The sequence below is a fragment of the Streptomyces sp. NPDC048392 genome (assembly GCF_043200575.1).
Lineage (GTDB): Bacteria > Actinomycetota > Actinomycetes > Streptomycetales > Streptomycetaceae > Streptomyces.
Genome location: NZ_JBICYB010000009.1, coordinates 66,939 through 83,423, shown reverse-complemented (window position 1 = coordinate 83,423; position 16,485 = coordinate 66,939). Strand labels below are relative to the sequence as shown.

The window sequence follows — 16,485 nt, the reverse complement described above, 5'->3', positions numbered from 1 at the left end:
ATGATGCACGTGGTCGACAGGCGACGGCACCCCCGGGTCCGGACGGCACCCCCGGGTCCGGACGGCACCCCCGGGTCCGGACGGGACCCGGGGGTGCCGGTCGAGAGCGGTGGGCGGAGGGCGGCTACTTCACCGGCTCCGGCGTCGGCTCGTTCTCCGTCTCCGGCTCGCCGGCCGGGTCGGCCGGGGTCCTGACGGAGTCGAGCAGGAGCTGGGCGACGTCGACGACCTGGATGGATTCCTTGGCCTTGCCGCCCCCGGCGGAGCCGCTGTCGGATTCGGCCTTCTTGCCGTTGACGGAGTCCGTCAGCATCACCAGGCAGAACGGGCAGGCCGTGGAGATGATGTCGGGGTTGACGGACAGGGCCTCGTCGACGCGCTCGTTGTTGATGCGCTTGCCGATCCGCTCCTCCATCCACATCCGCGCGCCGCCGGCGCCGCAGCAGAAGCCGCGCTCCTTGTGGCGGTGCATCTCCTCGTTCCGGACACCCGGGACGGCGGCGATGATCTCGCGCGGAGGCGTGTAGATCTTGTTGTGGCGGCCCAGATAGCACGGGTCGTGGTAGGTGACGATGCCCTCGACCGGGGTGACCGGGAGCAGCTTGCCCTCGTCGACCAGGTGCTGGAGCAGCTGGGTGTGGTGGATGACCTCGTAGTCGCCGCCGAGCTGCGGGTACTCGTTGCCGAGGGTGTTGAGGCAGTGCGGGCAGGTGGCGACGATCTTCTTGGCCGACCTGGGCTTCCTCGACTCGTCGGTGACCTTGCCGTCGTCGTCCATCTCCTCGCCGAAGGCGGCGTTGAGGGACATGACGTTCTCCATGCCGAGCTCCTGGAACAGGGGCTCGTTGCCGAGGCGGCGGGCGGAGTCGCCGGTGCACTTCTCGTCCCCGCCCATGATCGCGAACTTGACGCCCGCGATGTGGAGGAGTTCGGCGAAGGCCTTGGTGGTCTTCTTGGCGCGGTCCTCCAGGGCGCCGGCGCAGCCGACCCAGTACAGGTACTCGACCTCGGTGAGGTCCTCGATGTCCTTGCCGACGACCGGGACCTCGAAGTCGAGTTCCTTGAGCCACTCCAGGCGCTGCTTCTTCGCCAGGCCCCAGGGGTTGCCCTTCTTCTCCAGGTTCTTGAGCATCGTGCCCGCCTCGGACGGGAACGCCGACTCGATCATGACCTGGTAGCGGCGCATGTCGACGATGTGGTCGACGTGCTCGATGTCGACCGGGCACTGCTCGACGCAGGCGCCGCAGGTGGTGCAGGACCACAGGACGTCGGGGTCGATGACGCCGTTCTCCTCCAGCGTGCCGATCAGCGGACGCTCGGCCTCGGCGAGCGCCGCCGCGGGGACGTCCCCCAGCTGCTCGGCGGACGCCTTCTCCTCGCCCTCCATGGTCTTGCCGCCGCCGGCCAGCAGGTAGGGGGCCTTGGCGTGCGCGTGGTCGCGCAGGGACATGATCAGGAGCTTGGGGGAGAGCGGCTTGCCGGTGTTCCAGGCGGGGCACTGCGACTGGCAGCGGCCGCACTCGGTGCAGGTGGAGAAGTCCAGCAGGCCCTTCCACGAGAACTGCTCGACCTGGGAGACGCCGAAGACGTCGTCGTCGCCGGGGTCGGTGAAGTCGATGGGCTCGCCGCCCGAGGTCATCGGCAGCAGCGGGCCGAGGGCGGTGCCGCCCTTGGCGTCGCGCTTGAACCAGATGTTCGGGAAGGCGAGGAAGCGGTGCCAGGCCACGCCCATGTCGGTCTTCAGGGCGACCGTGATCATCCAGACGAACGAGGTCGCGATCTTCAGGCCCGCGAAGAAGTAGACGAGGTTCTGCAGCGTGGAAAGGTCCACGTCCCGCAGCGCGGAGACGACCGGGTACGAGATGAAGAACGACGCCTCGTAGCCGTCCACGTGGTGGAGGACGCCCTCCAGCGCGTGCAGCATGAAGATGCAGACGCCGACGACGAGGATGACGGCCTCGACGAAGTACGCCTGGCCGAAGTTGGAACCGGCGAAGCGGGACTTGCGGCCCGGCCTGTTCGGCTTGCTCATCTGGCGGATCGCGATCAGGACGAGGATGCCGATCACGGTCATCGTGCCGATGAACTCGACGAAGACGTTGTACGGCGCCCAGTCGCCGATGACCGGCAGGATCCAGTCGGCCTGGAAGAGCTGGCCGACGGCGTTGACGATCGTCAGCAGCAGGGAGAAGAAGCCCACCGCGACGAACCAGTGCGCCACTCCGACGATGCCCCAGCGGTTCATCCGGGTGTGGCCGAGGAACTCCCTGACCACGGTGACGGTGCGGTCCACGGGGTCGTTGGTCCGTGTTCCGGCCGGCACCGGCTGGCCCAGCCGCATGTGGGTGAAGATCTGCAGGACGGCGCGGGCGAACAGTGCGACGCCGACCACGATCAGAACCAGCGACACGATGATCGCGGCGAGTTGCATGTGAGGGCTCCTCGGGCCTGCGAGGTTACGAGGGGGCGGTATTACTAAGCGGTAACTTATTCAGTTCGTCCGAGACTACCCCCATCCTGCGCCGCACTGTAGCCGGACGTGCGGTGATCTGCGTCGCTGAGGTGACCCTGACCCGCTCGGACCGGTCCGCGCCGGGTCGCGGGAGCCGCGGCGCCACGCCGGGCCGGACGCGCGATTCATAACAAAACGTGATATCCGGCATAGCGTGGGTCCGTGCTCTACGGGATCGCCGCCGCCACCGCTTCCTTCCTCCTCGCCGCCCTCCTCACCGCGCTGCTGAAGGCGCCCGCCCTGCGCCTGGCCCTCGTCGACCGGCGGCAGCGGCCCGTCCCGCTGCTCGGCGGACTGGCCGTCGCCCTCGTCACCGGGCTGGTCGCCTGGGCCGGTGACCGGTCAGGCGTCGTACCGCTCGGACCGGCGGCCGGCCGGCTGCTGGTGGCCGCGGCCGCCGTCGGTGCTCTCGGCCTCGCCGCCGACGTCTGGCGGCTGCGGCGTCGGTGGCTCCTCGCCGGTACGGCCGTCGCCGCGGCCTGCGTGGTGCCGTACGGCGAGACCGGGCCGCTGGCCGGGGCGCTCGCCGTGGGCTGGATCGCGCTGGTCACCGCCGCCTTCCGGGGGCTCGACCACGCCGACGGGGTGGCCGGCACGGTGGGTGTCGTGACCGCCTTCGGGGTAGGCGCGTGCGCCGCGGCGGACCTGATGGACGGACCGGCGGTGCTGCTGCTGGCGCTGGCCGCGGCGCTCACCGGGTTCCTGCTGCACAACTGGCATCCCGCGCGGATCGCGCTCGGCGCCTGCGGGTCGCTCTTCACCGGTTTCCTGCTCGCCGGGACCGCCGTGTTCACCCGGGCGGGGTACGAGCCCGGCGGCGGCGCGGGAGTGCTGTTCGCGCTGACCGCCCTGCCGGTCGCCGACGCCGTCCTCGTCCTCCTCTCGCGCCGCCTGGCCGGACGGCCCCTGTCGCGCGGCGGCCCCGACCATCTCGCGCACCGGCTGCGGCGGCTCGGGCTCACCGCGCAGGGCGCCGTGGTGGTCCTCGGCGGGACCGCGCTGTGCACGGTGCTCGTGGGCGTGCTCGCGCACACCGGCAGGGTGGGCGGGCAGGCGGTGCCGTGGGTGGCGGGCGGGGTCGCCGCCGGAGTGCTGGGGCTGTTGCGGGTACGGGTGTACGGGCCCCGGCGGGAGGCGGCCGGGGGAACCCGGGCGCGGGTTCGTCGGCCGCGGGAGGAGTCCCCGGCGCCCGGAGGGGCAACCGGAGCACCGGACCGCGCGTCCTCCCCGCGGGCGAATTTTCCGGTTCGTCAGGCCAGGCGTGGCGAGAACGCGCAGGTCAGAACGCCGTTGCGTGTAAGGAACGGATAAGAGTTGAGCCTTCTCGACTCACCTCTGTTGACCCATCGCCGGGCGTCATGCACACTTGAGCCTGTTCCACTCAAGTCAGCTGGAGGTTATTAACCATGGCACGTGCGGTCGGCATCGACCTGGGCACGACTAACTCCGTCGTCAGCGTTCTGGAGGGCGGCGAGCCCACCGTCATCACCAACGCCGAGGGCGCCAGGACCACGCCGTCCGTCGTCGCCTTCGCCAAGAACGGTGAGGTGCTGGTCGGCGAGGTGGCCAAGCGCCAGGCGGTCACGAACGTCGACAGGACCATCCGCTCGGTGAAGCGCCACATGGGCACCGACTGGAAGGTCAACCTGGACGGCAAGGACTTCAACCCGCAGCAGATCAGCGCCTTCGTGCTGCAGAAGCTGAAGCGGGACGCCGAGTCCTACCTGGGCGAGAAGGTGACCGACGCGGTCATCACCGTCCCGGCGTACTTCAACGACGCCGAGCGCCAGGCCACCAAGGAGGCCGGTGAGATCGCGGGCCTCAACGTCCTGCGCATCGTCAACGAGCCGACGGCCGCCGCGCTGGCGTACGGCCTGGACAAGGACGAGCAGGTCATCCTGGTCTTCGACCTCGGTGGCGGTACGTTCGACGTCTCGCTGCTGGAGATCGGCGACGGCGTCGTCGAGGTGAAGGCCACCAACGGTGACAACAACCTCGGTGGTGACGACTGGGACCAGCGCGTCGTCGACTACCTGGTCAAGCAGTTCCAGTCCGGCCACGGCGTGGACCTCGGCAAGGACAAGATGGCCCTCCAGCGCCTGCGCGAGGCCGCCGAGAAGGCCAAGATCGAGCTGTCCTCGTCCACCGAGACCTCGATCAACCTCCCCTACATCACGGCGTCCGCCGAGGGCCCGCTGCACCTGGACGAGAAGCTCACCCGGGCCCAGTTCCAGCAGCTGACCTCCGACCTGCTGGAGCGCTGCAAGACGCCGTTCCACAACGTCATCAAGGACGCCGGCATCCAGCTGTCCGAGATCGACCACGTCGTTCTCGTCGGCGGCTCCACCCGTATGCCCGCCGTCGCGGAGCTCGTCAAGGAGCTGACCGGCGGCAAGGACGCCAACAAGGGCGTCAACCCGGACGAGGTCGTCGCCATCGGCGCCGCCCTGCAGGCCGGTGTCCTCAAGGGCGAGGTCAAGGACGTCCTGCTCCTCGACGTCACCCCGCTGTCCCTCGGCATCGAGACCAAGGGCGGCATCATGACCAAGCTGATCGAGCGGAACACGACGATCCCGACGAAGCGCTCGGAGATCTTCACCACCGCCGAGGACAACCAGCCCTCCGTCCAGATCCAGGTCTACCAGGGCGAGCGCGAGATCGCGGCGTACAACAAGAAGCTCGGGATGTTCGAGCTGACCGGTCTGCCCCCGGCGCCCCGCGGCGTCCCGCAGATCGAGGTCGCCTTCGACATCGACGCCAACGGCATCATGCACGTGACCGCGAAGGACCTGGGCACGGGCAAGGAGCAGAAGATGACCGTCACCGGCGGCTCCTCGCTGCCGAAGGACGAGGTCGACCGGATGCGCCAGGAGGCCGAGAAGTACGCGGAGGAGGACCACGCCCGCCGCGAGGCCGCCGAGTCCCGCAACCAGGGCGAGCAGCTCGTCTACCAGACGGAGAAGTTCCTCAAGGACAACGAGGACAAGGTCCCCGGCGAGATCAAGACCGAGGTCGAGGGCGCCGTCGCCGAGCTGAAGGAGAAGCTCAAGGGCGAGGACACCGCCGAGATCCGCACCGCCACGGAGAAGGTCGCCGCCGTCTCGCAGAAGCTGGGCCAGGCCATGTACGCCGACGCCCAGGGCGCGCAGGCCGCCGGCGGCGAGGCCCCGGGCGCCGGCGCGGGTGCCGGTGACAAGGCCGCCGACGACGACGTCGTCGACGCCGAGATCGTGGACGACGAGCGCAAGGACGGTGCCGCGTGACGGAGGAGACCCCGGGTTTCGACGAGAAGCCCGACGTCCCCTCCGGCGCCACCCCCGACGACGCCGAGCCGAAGGCCGCCCCTGAAGAGGGGGCGGTCCCGGCCGGGGACGCGAGCGAGAACGCGGGCCTGGTGGCCCAGCTGGACCAGGTGCGCACGGCGCTCGGTGAGCGCACGGCGGACCTCCAGCGGCTCCAGGCCGAATACCAGAACTACCGCCGCCGGGTGGAGCGGGACCGCGCCGCGGTCAAGGAGGTCGCCGTCGCGAACCTCCTGTCCGAGCTGCTGCCCGTGCTCGACGACGTCGGGCGCGCCCGGGAGCACGGCGAACTGGTCGGAGGCTTCAAGTCCGTCGCGGAGTCGCTGGAGACGATCATCGCCAAGATGGGCCTCCAGCAGTTCGGCAAGGAGGGCGAGCTCTTCGACCCGACGATCCACGAGGCCCTGATGCACTCCTACGCACCCGACGTCACCGAGACGACCTGCGTGGCGATCCTGCAGCCCGGGTACCGGATCGGCGAACGCACCATCCGCCCCGCGCGGGTGGCGGTCGCCGAGCCGCAGCCGGGCGCCCAGACGGTCAAGCCGGCCGAGGAGGGCGCCGAGGCGCAGACCGACTCCCCGGACGACGCCGGAAACAAGGAGAGCGGTGGCCCGGACGAGGGCTGAGCTCGAAGTGACGAGGAAGACGAGGAAGGAGGGACGTCGGGGATGAGTACCAAGGACTTCATCGAGAAGGACTACTACAAGGTTCTCGGCGTCCCCAAGGACGCCACCGAGGCCGAGATCAAGAAGGCGTACCGGAAGCTCGCCCGCGAGAACCACCCGGACGCCAACAAGGGAAACGTCAGGGCGGAGGAGCGTTTCAAGGAGATCTCCGAGGCCAACGACATCCTCGGTGACCCCAAGAAGCGCAAGGAGTACGACGAGGCCCGCGCCCTCTTCGGCAACGGCGGTTTCCGTCCGGGGCCGGGCGCGGGCGGCGGCGGCACCTTCAACTTCGACCTGGGCGACCTCTTCGGAGGCGGCGCCCAGGGCGGAGGGCCGGGTGGCGCCGGAGGCTTCGGCGGCGGGCTCGGGGACGTCTTCGGCGGCCTGTTCAACCGCACCGGCGGCGGCCCGGGCACCGGCACGCGCACACAGCCGCGGCGCGGGCAGGACATCGAGTCCGAGGTCACCCTGAGCTTCACCGAGGCCATCGAGGGCGCGACCGTCCCGCTGCGGATGTCCTCGCAGGCGCCCTGCAAGGCCTGTTCCGGCACCGGCGACAAGAACGGCACGCCGCGCGTGTGCCCGACCTGCGTCGGCACCGGCCAGGTCGCCCGGGGCTCGGGCGGCGGCTTCTCGCTCACCGACCCGTGCCCGGACTGCAAGGGCCGCGGCCTGATCGCCGAGGACCCCTGCGAGGTCTGCAAGGGCTCCGGACGCGCCAAGTCCTCGCGGACGATGCAGGTCCGCATCCCCGCCGGGGTGTCGGACGGGCAGCGCATCCGGCTGCGCGGCAAGGGCACGCCGGGCGAGCGGGGCGGCCCGGCGGGCGACCTGTACGTGGTCGTGCACGTCAAGGAACACCCCGTCTTCGGCCGCAGGGGCGACAACCTCACCGTCACCGTCCCGGTCACCTACGCCGAGGCGGCCCTCGGCGGCGAGGTCAGGGTGCCCACCCTGGGCGGTCCGCCCGTCACGCTGAAGCTGCCGGCGGGCACGCCCAACGGCCGCACCATGCGGGCCCGGGGCAAGGGCGCGGTCCGCAAGGACGGCACCCGCGGCGACCTCCTGGTCACCGTGGAGGTGAGTGTTCCGAAGGATCTGACGGGGAAGGCTCGTGACGCACTGGAGGCGTATCGCGAGGCGACCGCGGACGAGGATCCGCGGGCGGAGTTGTTCCAGGCGGCGAAGGGAGCTTGATGGGGATGGACGGTCGTCGACGCAACCCGTATGAACTGACCGAGGACACCCCGGTCTACGTCATCTCGGTGGCGGCCCAGCTCTCCGGTCTGCACCCGCAGACCCTGCGCCAGTACGACCGCCTCGGCCTGGTCTCCCCGGACCGCACGCCCGGCCGCGGCCGCCGCTACTCGGCCCGCGACATCGAACTGCTCCGGCAGGTCCAGCAGTTGTCGCAGGACGAGGGCATCAACCTGGCCGGAATCAAGCGCATCATCGAACTGGAGAACCAGGTCGCCGCGCTCCAGGCCCGGGCCGCGGAGCTGGCGGCCGCCCTCGACGGCGCGGCCACGGCGATGCGCCAGCGCGAGGCGGCGGTGCACGCGTCGTACCGCCGTGACCTGGTCCCTTACCAAGAGGTACAGCAGACAAGCGCCCTGGTGGTGTGGCGGCCCAAGCGTCCTGGTCAGTCCCCGGACTGACAGGCGGCACAAGGGAAACGGCATCGACAGCCCCGGCGGCCCGACCCGGCCTCCGGGGCTTGTTCACAACGGTGCTGTCTCATTGGTCTAGTACTTCTTGACGATTTGGTGAAGACAGCGTTGGCTTCCTTCACCTGGGTCACCCGGTCACCCGGGTCACCCACAACACCCGTGTGTCGGAAGGCAAGCGCAGTGAGCAGCCGTGCCCGTCGTATCGCCATATCCGTGGCCGCGTCCCTGATGACCGCCTCGCTGGCCTCCTGTGGAGTGCTGGGCGCGTCGGAGAGCAGCGACGAGGCGAGTCCGACCAAGGGCAACGACATCACGGTCGGGCTGCTGCTCCCGGAGAAGGAGAACACGCGCTACGAGCAGTTCGACTACCCCTTCTTCAAGGCGAAGGTCGGCGACCTCACGCGCGACGAGGGCAACGTCAAGTACGCCAACGCCGAGGCCAGCGCCCCCAAGCAGGCCGAGCAGATGCAGCAGATGGTCGAGGACGAGGTCGACGTGATCGTGCTTGACGCGGTCGACGCGCACGCCATCGGGGACGGCGTGCGGAAGGCCAAGGACGCCGGTATCCCCGTCATCGCCTACGACCGGCTGGCCGAGGGCCCGATCGACGCCTACATCTCCTTCGACAACGAGCTGGTCGGCGAGGTCCAGGGCCGTTCCCTCGTCGAGGCGCTCGGCGACAAGTCGAGCAGCTCCGACAAGGTCGTCATGATGAACGGCTCGTCCACCGACCCGAACGCCAAGCAGTTCAAGGCGGGCGCGCTGTCCGAGCTGAGCGGCAAGGTGAACATCGCCCAGTCCTTCGACACCAAGGACTGGAAGCCGGAGAACGCCGAGGCCAACATGACCGAGGCGATCGAGAAGATCGGCAAGAAGAACATCGCGGGCGTCTACTCCGCCAACGACGGCATGGCGGGCGGCATCATCAAGGCCCTGGAGGCTGCGGGCGTCACCGACCTGCCGCCGATCACCGGGCAGGACGCGGAACTGGCGGCGGTGCAGCGGATCGTCACCGGCGAGCAGTACATGAGCGTGTACAAGTCCTACCCCCAGGAGGCCGAGAACGCGGCGGAGATGGCCGTGGCGCGGGTCCAGGGCCGGGACATCCAGTTCGACGCGCTCACCCGCGACAAGGTCGACAGCCCCACCCACAAGTCCGTCCCCGCCCAGCTCGTCCCCGTCGTCGCCCTCACCCAGGACAACATCGGAGAGACGGTCGTCGCGGACGGCTTCTACAAGGTCACCGACATCTGCACCGCCAAGTACACGAACGACTGCGCGGAGATCGGGCTGAAGTAGCCCGCTGGTCCTCCCGGTCGCGCCGCCCGGGCATTCCGGTCGCTACCGTTCCTTTCCGGCTCCTGCTCCGGACGGAGCCGTGTTGCGGAGCCGGTCCCGTCCGCGCATAGTTGCGCTGCGGAAGAGCCGGAACCGGGGGTGGGATGGGCGATGGCCGGGCACGGGGCTCAGGAGCACCCGCACGGGGCCGACCGGCTGTGCGCGGCCGGGGACCGCCTGTACTCCCGGGCCGTACGGCGCGGCCGGGTGTCGCGCCGGGACGCCGAGCCGGTCCCCTGCCTCCTGGAACTGGCCCTGCTGCACCCCGACCCCGACGACATGGACTGGCTGGTGCCGACCTCCCCGCAGGAGGTCATGACCCGGCTGCTGCGCGGGGTCCGCGACGAGGTCAGCGCCAGTCAGCGGCGGGTGGGCTCGGCGGTGGACGCCTTCGAGCGGTACGCGGGCCTCGGCCGGCTGCTCCGGACCCCGGCCGGCCCGGAGAGCACGGCGATCCGGGTCCTCGACGGGCTGTCCCGCATCCAGGCCGCGATGGACGAGGCGACGCAGGCCTGTACGACGGAGGTGCTCACCGTCCAGCCCGGCGGCATCCGGCGTGAGCACGAGCTGTCGGAGGGGCTGCACCGGGCGCTGGCGCTGCGCGGGCGCGGGGTGCGGATGCGGGACCTGTACACGCACGTGGCCCGGCACGGGCAGGGTCTGCTCAACTACCTGGAGCTGATGGGCGACGCGGTGGAGGCCCGCACCCTCGACGAGGTCATCGACCGCCTCATCCTCTTCGACCGCACGGTCGCCTTCGTGCCTGCCAACTCCGACCGCACGATGGCCCTGGAACTTCGCCACCCCGCGCTGGTCGCCTACCTGGTCACGGTCTTCGAACGCCTGTGGCGCCTGGCGATCCCCCTGACCGCCCCCCTTCCCGACACCGGCATCGAGGGCATCTCCCACCGCGAGCAGTCCATCGCGGCGCTCCTCGCGGAGGGCCACCAGGACGCGGTGATCGCGGAGCGCCTCGGCATGAGCGTCCGCACGGCCCGCGCGCACATCGCCCGCCTCTCGGAGACCCTGGGCGCGGCCAGCCGCACGCAGTTGGGCGTACGCATCGCCCAGGCGGGGCTGGACGGCGCCTCCCGCCGCCGGACCGCGAGGTTCACTCTTCCGGGTCAGGAATCCCCGACTGCCCGATGAGGTGGCCGAGCTGGGCGCCGGCTCCTGGCGGTTCGCCCGCATTCAGGGGCTCGAAGCCTTCGCGCAGGGCACGGGTGTGCACCTTCGGGCCCGCCGCGCACAGTGCCTCTGCCGCGTGGTCGTGCCGCTCAGCTGTCGTGGTCGAGAATCCCCGACTGGGCGATGAGGAAGCCGAGCTGGGCGCGGCTGCCGCTGCCCAGGGCGGAGGCCAGCTTGGCTATGTGGGCCCGGCAGGTCCGGACGTTCATGCCCAGGCGCCGGGCGATGGCCTCGTCGACGTGGCCCTCGACGAGGAGCTTGGCGATGGAGTGCTGGATGCCGGTGATGCCGTCGGAGGCGGTCTCGTAGGGGGCGCCGGCGGACAGCGGCACCGCGCGACCCCACATGAACTCGAACACCTTGGTGAGGTAGCGCACCAGTCCCGGATGGCGCAGCTCCAGAGCGACCTGCCGGTCCTCACGGATGGGGATGAAGGCGACGGCCTCGTCACAGATGATGAGGCGCTCGACGAGTTCGTCGATGGTGCGGTACTCGACCTTTCCGTTCGCGAACTGGTCCACGTAGGCCAGTCGTTCGGGGTTGTACCGCGCGGTGTGCTGGTAGAGGGTCCGGATCCTGACCCCCCGCTCGATCAGCGGCTTGTCGCGCTCCAGCGCCTCCAGGACGCGGTGCTCGGCGCTGCGGGCGCTGCCACTGGGCTGCACGGTGAGCATCTCGGTCTGGCACTGGGCCGTGGCCAGGTCGAGAGCCGCGTTGATGCGGTCCAGGCCCTCCAGCACACTGATGGAGTGGGTGGGGGCGGTGTCCTGGACACCGAGAGCCATGAACGGTTCGAAGACTTCGGAGAGTGCGATCGACAGCCGCCGATGCTCGGTGATCTCGCGCTCGATGGGGTTGAGCCGCTGGGCGAGGGCGATCGCCGGAGGCACCGGACGCAGCCATTGCGCGTCGTCGGGATCGGGATGAAGCAGCGCGAACTCCATCAGACACGGAGCGGACTCGGCATCCGTCCGCAGGACGCGTCCTGTGCGCAGAGCACCCGCGTAGAGGCGCCTTCCGTCCTCGCAGAGCTCGGTGACCGTATGGGGATGTGTCGTGTTAGTCCCATTTGATGTCAAATCTCCACCCCCCAGGGTCCTGAACGTGCAGGAACATGATGCACCGATTGTGTGGCCATGACGTGCCTGAATGAGCCATCGTCTTATCCGACGGGGGATAGAGGGGATCTTCAAGTGAGGACGAAGCCGACTATGCGTAAGAAAATGCTTCGCTCGGTGCTTGTTGTCGCCGTCTCCGCCGTTGTGGCCTTCGGAGCTCTGGCTGGCCTCTCCGGTGCGAAGGGCGACGCGCACGGTGCGGTTGTTGGGGTCGAGATTGCGCCTGCCGCCGCGGTCGGTGACGAGGCAGTCAATCTCCCGGCGGACAGCAAGTGGGACTGATCGACATGACGACTCCACCCGACGACCGTTCATTCCGTCGTGAAATGGCCACCGCCTACCGCTCGGGCTGGCACTTCATCGACCTGGTCACCGCGATCCCCCACTCCGGTGACTCCCTGATGGTGACCGTCTTCGGCGAGCCGGTCGTCGTCACGCTGGACGAGGACGGCGACGTACGGGCGTACCGGTGTCTGCGGCGGCCGCGAGGAGCGCCGCAGCCTGTGCGGTGTGCCATTCGGTACGGAATGATCTTTGTGAACCTGGACCAGAGGGACCACCGGCTCGCGCAGCCGGAGATCCCCGAAGTGAGGACCATCTCGGCCACCCCCCGCAGCGCCTGACGCGATTCCCCCGTCGCAACAAATCGCGCAGGTGCTCCCCCCGGCAGCGGCGTCACCGTGACCTGAACACGGTGACGCCGCTGTCGTATGTGCGCGGACGTCTCGTGGTACCCGTATCCGTCGGTCCGCGACCCGGCCGGGAGCGCACTCGTGCGGCCCGGTCGCCACCGCCCACGACCACCCCGGTGCCGCCGACGCGGGCGTGCGTCCTCCCCCTTGAGTGGAATACACTCAACTTTGTGTACGTTGCCTGAGTCAGCAATGGGAGACATGGCCGGACCGCCGACGGCCGACGCGAGGAGGAGAGCCAGAACGTGGACGCCGAGCTGACCAACCGGAGCCGGGACGCGATCAACGCGGCCAGCAACCGGGCCGTGACCGAGGGAAACGCCGACCTCACCCCTGCCCACCTGCTCCTGGCTCTGCTCCAGGGCCAGGACAACGAGAACATCACCGACCTGCTCGCCGCCGTCGAGGCCGACCTGGCCGCCGTGCGCTCCGGCGCCGAGCGCCTCGTCGCCGGGCTGCCCAGCGTGACCGGGTCCACCGTCGCGCCCCCGCAGCCCAACCGTGAGATGCTCGCCGTGGTCGCCGACGCCCAGGCCCGCGCCAAGGAGCTCGGGGACGAGTACCTGTCCACCGAGCACCTGCTCCTCGGCATCGCCGCGAAGGGCGGCGCGGCCGGTGAGGTACTGGAGGGGCAGGGAGCCAGTGCGAAGAAGCTGCAGGAGGCCTTCCGCGAGGCGAGGGGAGGACGCCGGGTGACCAGCGCCGACCCCGAGGGCCAGTACAAGGCGCTGGAGAAGTTCGGCACCGACCTCACCGCCGCCGCACGGGACGGGAAGCTCGACCCCGTCATCGGGCGGGACCAGGAGATCCGGCGGGTCGTGCAGGTGCTCAGCCGGCGGACCAAGAACAACCCCGTGCTCATCGGCGAACCGGGGGTGGGCAAGACCGCCGTCGTCGAGGGGCTCGCCCAGCGGATCATCAAGGGGGACGTGCCGGAGTCGCTGAAGGACAAGCGGCTGGTCGCGCTCGACCTGGGCGCCATGGTCGCCGGCGCCAAGTACCGCGGTGAGTTCGAGGAGCGGCTGAAGACCGTGCTCGCCGAGATCAAGGACTCCGACGGGCAGATCGTCACCTTCATCGACGAACTGCACACCGTCGTCGGTGCCGGGGCGGGCGGGGACTCCGCCATGGACGCCGGGAACATGCTCAAGCCCATGCTGGCGCGTGGCGAGCTGCGCATGGTGGGCGCCACGACCCTCGACGAGTACCGCGAGCGGATCGAGAAGGACCCCGCCCTGGAGCGGCGCTTCCAGCAGGTGCTGGTCGCCGAGCCGACCGTCGAGGACTCGATCGCCATCCTGCGCGGGCTCAAGGGCCGCTACGAGGCGCACCACAAGGTGCAGATCGCCGACAGCGCCCTGGTGGCCGCCGCCGGTCTGTCCGACCGGTACATCACCTCCCGGTTCCTGCCCGACAAGGCCATCGACCTCGTCGACGAGGCCGCCTCCCGGCTGCGCATGGAGATCGACTCCTCGCCGGTCGAGATCGACGAACTGCAGCGCGCCGTCGACCGGCTGAAGATGGAGGAGCTGGCGATCGGCAAGGAGACCGACGCCGCCTCGCTCGAACGCCTGGAGCGGCTGCGGCGCGACCTCGCCGACAAGGAGGAGGAGCTGCGCGGCCTCAACGCCCGCTGGGAGAAGGAGAAGAAGTCCCTCAACCGGGTCGGCGAGCTGAAGGAGAAGCTCGACGAACTGCGCGGGCAGGCCGAACGCGCCCAGCGCGACGGAGACTTCGACACCGCCTCCAAGCTGCTCTACGGCGAGATCCCGACCCTGGAACGGGACCTGGAGGCCGCCTCCGAGGCCGAGGAGGAGGTCGCCAGGGACACCATGGTCAAGGAGGAGGTCGGCGCCGACGACATCGCGGACGTCGTCGCCTCCTGGACCGGCATCCCCGCCGGGCGCCTGCTGGAGGGCGAGACGCAGAAGCTGCTGCGCATGGAGGACGAGCTCGGCAAGCGGCTCATCGGGCAGACCGAGGCCGTACGGGCCGTGTCCGACGCCGTGCGGCGCAGCCGGGCCGGGATCGCCGACCCGGACCGGCCGACCGGGTCGTTCCTGTTCCTCGGCCCGACCGGTGTCGGCAAGACCGAGCTGGCCAAGGCGCTCGCCGACTTCCTCTTCGACGACGAGCGGGCCATGGTCCGCATCGACATGTCGGAGTACAGCGAGAAGCACAGCGTCGCCCGGCTGGTCGGCGCTCCGCCCGGATACGTCGGGTACGAGGAGGGCGGCCAGCTCACGGAGGCCGTGCGGCGGCGGCCGTACACCGTCGTGCTGCTGGACGAGGTTGAGAAGGCGCACCCGGAGGTCTTCGACATCCTGCTCCAGGTGCTGGACGACGGCCGACTCACCGACGGACAGGGCCGTACGGTCGACTTCCGCAACACCATCCTGGTCCTCACCTCCAACCTGGGCAGCCAGTACCTGGTCGACCCGTTGACCGGGGAGGCGGAGAAGAAGGAGCAGGTCCTGGAGGTGGTCCGGTCCTCCTTCAAGCCGGAGTTCCTCAACCGGCTGGACGACCTGGTGGTCTTCTCGGCCCTGAGCAAGGAGGAGCTGAGCCGGATCGCGCGGCTCCAGATCACCGGCCTGGCCCGGCGGCTCGCCGAGCGCCGCCTCACCCTGGAGGTCACCGACGACGCCCTGGCTTGGCTGGCCGCCGAGGGCATGGACCCGGCCTACGGCGCCCGCCCGCTGCGCCGACTCGTCCAGACGTCGATCGGCGACCGGCTCGCCCGGGAGATCCTGTCCGGTGAGGTCAAGGACGGTGACACGGTCCGCGTCGACCGCTTCGGCGACGAGCTGATCGTTGGACCTGCGCGCGGCAAGACGCTGTAGCCGCCCCGCCCCGCCGTGGCCCGCGCCCAGCCGCCCCGCGTTGGCCCGCCCCGCCCCGCGTCGGCCCGGCGTGGCGCGCGGCCCGTCACCCCCGGTGGGTGGCGGGCCGCGCGTGCGGCCGGATCCGGACACAGATCGCGGCCCCGTCCGGCGCGGAGGGCGGACGGGGCCGCGTTCGGGACCGCCGCCGAGCGGGTACTCGGCGCCGGACACGACGACGCCCTGGGTCCACCCGACCGGCCGGATCATGTCAGCCCAGGGCTGACAGGCCCCCGGCGGGCTTGCCACGCCCCTCCCCGCATGGGGGAGGATGGCCGGATCCGTACGAAGGGAAATTCACGGTGACCATCGACCCGTCCTCGATTCCGAACTTCGGGGGCAAGCAGCCCGAGCCGCAGCCCCAAGGACCGGCGGGCCCCGTCGTCCCGGATCAGGATCTTGTGAAGCAGCTCCTCGAACAGATGGAGCTGAAGTACGTCGTCGACGACGAGGGCGACCTCGCGGCGCCGTGGGAGCAGTTCCGTACGTACTTCATGTTCCGCGGCGAGGGCGACCAGCAGGTCTTCTCGGTGCGGACGTTCTACGACCGGCCCCACCAGATCGACGAGAAGCCGCAGCTGCTCGAGTCGGTCGACGACTGGAACCGGCGCACCCTGTGGCCCAAGGTGTACTCCCACACCCACGACGACGGCACGGTCCGCCTGATCGGCGAGGCGCAGATGCTGATCGGCATGGGCGTCAGCCTGGAGCACTTCGTCTCCTCGACGGTCAGCTGGGTGCGGGCCGCCATCGAGTTCGACCGGTGGCTCGTGGAGCAGCTCGGCCTGGAGCAGGAGGTCGACGAGGCGGAGAAGCCGACCGACGAGGACGGCGAGTAGTCCGTCCCCGCGGCGGAATCCACGAGAGCCCGGCCCCCGCCGCAGCGGGGGCCGGGCTCTCGTCCTGGGTGCGGCCGCGGCTCACCCCGCCAGTGATCACGCCCCCCCGGAGCGAAGAGACTCCGGGACCGTCAGGTCTGCGAAGCCGCGTTCGCCGCGGGCGGCAACCACCACGTACTGCCTTGAGGCAGCGGGCCCGCCTGTCCCCGGCCGAGTTGGCGGCCCCGGTCGGGCGATGGCGTGGACGGCGACGACTGCTGCAGACAGGTGGAC

13 protein-coding genes are annotated in these 16,485 nt (G+C 70.2%); 11 read left to right on the top strand and 2 right to left on the bottom strand.

Annotation, left to right across the window (positions count from 1 at the left end):
* Positions 1-124 precede the first annotated feature (124 nt).
* On the bottom strand, positions 125-2,431 hold the full coding sequence (locus ACGFYH_RS15310) for a (Fe-S)-binding protein (protein WP_393803610.1): 2,307 nt from the start codon (positions 2,429-2,431) through the stop codon (positions 125-127).
* A 243-nt stretch (positions 2,432-2,674) separates the two neighbouring features.
* Here ACGFYH_RS15310 and ACGFYH_RS15305 point away from each other — a divergent pair, with 243 nt between their 5' ends.
* The 7 genes from ACGFYH_RS15305 (at position 2,675) to ACGFYH_RS15275 (ending at position 10,642) form a co-directional block, all read left to right on the top strand.
* Positions 2,675-3,823, top strand: coding sequence for an MraY family glycosyltransferase (locus ACGFYH_RS15305; RefSeq protein WP_393803609.1), 1,149 nt, complete (start codon positions 2,675-2,677; stop codon positions 3,821-3,823).
* 95 nt (positions 3,824-3,918) lie between these two features.
* Positions 3,919-5,775: a molecular chaperone DnaK gene (gene dnaK / locus ACGFYH_RS15300; RefSeq protein ID WP_393803608.1), complete on the top strand. Its 1,857-nt coding sequence runs from the start codon at positions 3,919-3,921 to the stop codon at positions 5,773-5,775.
* The gene (gene grpE / locus ACGFYH_RS15295; RefSeq protein WP_393803607.1) at positions 5,772-6,443 is read left to right on the top strand and encodes a nucleotide exchange factor GrpE; all 672 of its coding nucleotides are present in this window, start codon (positions 5,772-5,774) and stop codon (positions 6,441-6,443) included. Before dnaK ends, grpE begins: the two co-directional genes overlap by 4 nt.
* A gap of 42 nt (positions 6,444-6,485) precedes the next feature.
* On the top strand, positions 6,486-7,682 hold the full coding sequence (dnaJ, locus tag ACGFYH_RS15290; RefSeq protein ID WP_393803606.1) for a molecular chaperone DnaJ: 1,197 nt from the start codon (positions 6,486-6,488) through the stop codon (positions 7,680-7,682).
* Between the two features lie 5 nt (positions 7,683-7,687).
* A complete protein-coding gene (locus ACGFYH_RS15285) occupies positions 7,688-8,143 on the top strand; it encodes a heat shock protein transcriptional repressor HspR (RefSeq protein ID WP_393803605.1) in 456 nt (151 codons plus the stop codon).
* Positions 8,144-8,335: 192 nt separating this feature from the next.
* Positions 8,336-9,454 carry a sugar ABC transporter substrate-binding protein gene (locus tag ACGFYH_RS15280; protein WP_393803604.1) on the top strand — a complete coding sequence of 373 codons (1,119 nt, stop codon included), beginning with the start codon at positions 8,336-8,338 and terminating at the stop codon, positions 9,452-9,454.
* Positions 9,455-9,604: 150 nt separating this feature from the next.
* A complete protein-coding gene (locus tag ACGFYH_RS15275; RefSeq protein ID WP_393803603.1) occupies positions 9,605-10,642 on the top strand; it encodes a LuxR C-terminal-related transcriptional regulator in 1,038 nt (345 codons plus the stop codon).
* A 128-nt stretch (positions 10,643-10,770) separates the two neighbouring features.
* Here the strand turns inward: ACGFYH_RS15275 and ACGFYH_RS15270 are convergent, their stop codons facing one another.
* Positions 10,771-11,760 carry a helix-turn-helix transcriptional regulator gene (locus tag ACGFYH_RS15270; protein WP_393803602.1) on the bottom strand — a complete coding sequence of 330 codons (990 nt, stop codon included), beginning with the start codon at positions 11,758-11,760 and terminating at the stop codon, positions 10,771-10,773.
* Between the two features lie 132 nt (positions 11,761-11,892).
* Here ACGFYH_RS15270 and ACGFYH_RS15265 point away from each other — a divergent pair, with 132 nt between their 5' ends.
* From ACGFYH_RS15265 to ACGFYH_RS15250, 4 genes are all read left to right on the top strand, one after another.
* On the top strand, positions 11,893-12,081 hold the full coding sequence (locus ACGFYH_RS15265) for a hypothetical protein (protein ID WP_393803601.1): 189 nt from the start codon (positions 11,893-11,895) through the stop codon (positions 12,079-12,081).
* Between the two features lie 5 nt (positions 12,082-12,086).
* Positions 12,087-12,422, top strand: a complete 336-nt coding sequence (locus ACGFYH_RS15260; protein WP_279566063.1) for a hypothetical protein — start codon at positions 12,087-12,089, stop codon at positions 12,420-12,422.
* 314 nt (positions 12,423-12,736) lie between these two features.
* Complete coding sequence (clpB, locus tag ACGFYH_RS15255) at positions 12,737-15,334, top strand: ATP-dependent chaperone ClpB (protein ID WP_393803600.1); 2,598 nt, start codon at positions 12,737-12,739, stop codon at positions 15,332-15,334.
* A gap of 341 nt (positions 15,335-15,675) precedes the next feature.
* Positions 15,676-16,212 (top strand): YbjN domain-containing protein, encoded by a 537-nt coding sequence (locus ACGFYH_RS15250; protein WP_393803599.1) that lies wholly within the window; start codon positions 15,676-15,678, stop codon positions 16,210-16,212.
* Positions 16,213-16,485 lie beyond the last annotated feature (273 nt).

Coding starts and splice junctions, on each gene's coding strand:
- ACGFYH_RS15310 (WP_393803610.1), bottom strand. CDS start 2,431: ATGCAACTCGCCGCGATCATCGTGTCGCTGGTTCTGATCGTGGTCGGC.
- dnaK (WP_393803608.1), top strand. CDS start 3,919: ATGGCACGTGCGGTCGGCATCGACCTGGGCACGACTAACTCCGTCGTC.
- dnaJ (WP_393803606.1), top strand. CDS start 6,486: ATGAGTACCAAGGACTTCATCGAGAAGGACTACTACAAGGTTCTCGGC.
- ACGFYH_RS15285 (WP_393803605.1), top strand. CDS start 7,688: ATGGACGGTCGTCGACGCAACCCGTATGAACTGACCGAGGACACCCCG.
- ACGFYH_RS15275 (WP_393803603.1), top strand. CDS start 9,605: ATGGCCGGGCACGGGGCTCAGGAGCACCCGCACGGGGCCGACCGGCTG.
- ACGFYH_RS15265 (WP_393803601.1), top strand. CDS start 11,893: ATGCGTAAGAAAATGCTTCGCTCGGTGCTTGTTGTCGCCGTCTCCGCC.
- ACGFYH_RS15260 (WP_279566063.1), top strand. CDS start 12,087: ATGACGACTCCACCCGACGACCGTTCATTCCGTCGTGAAATGGCCACC.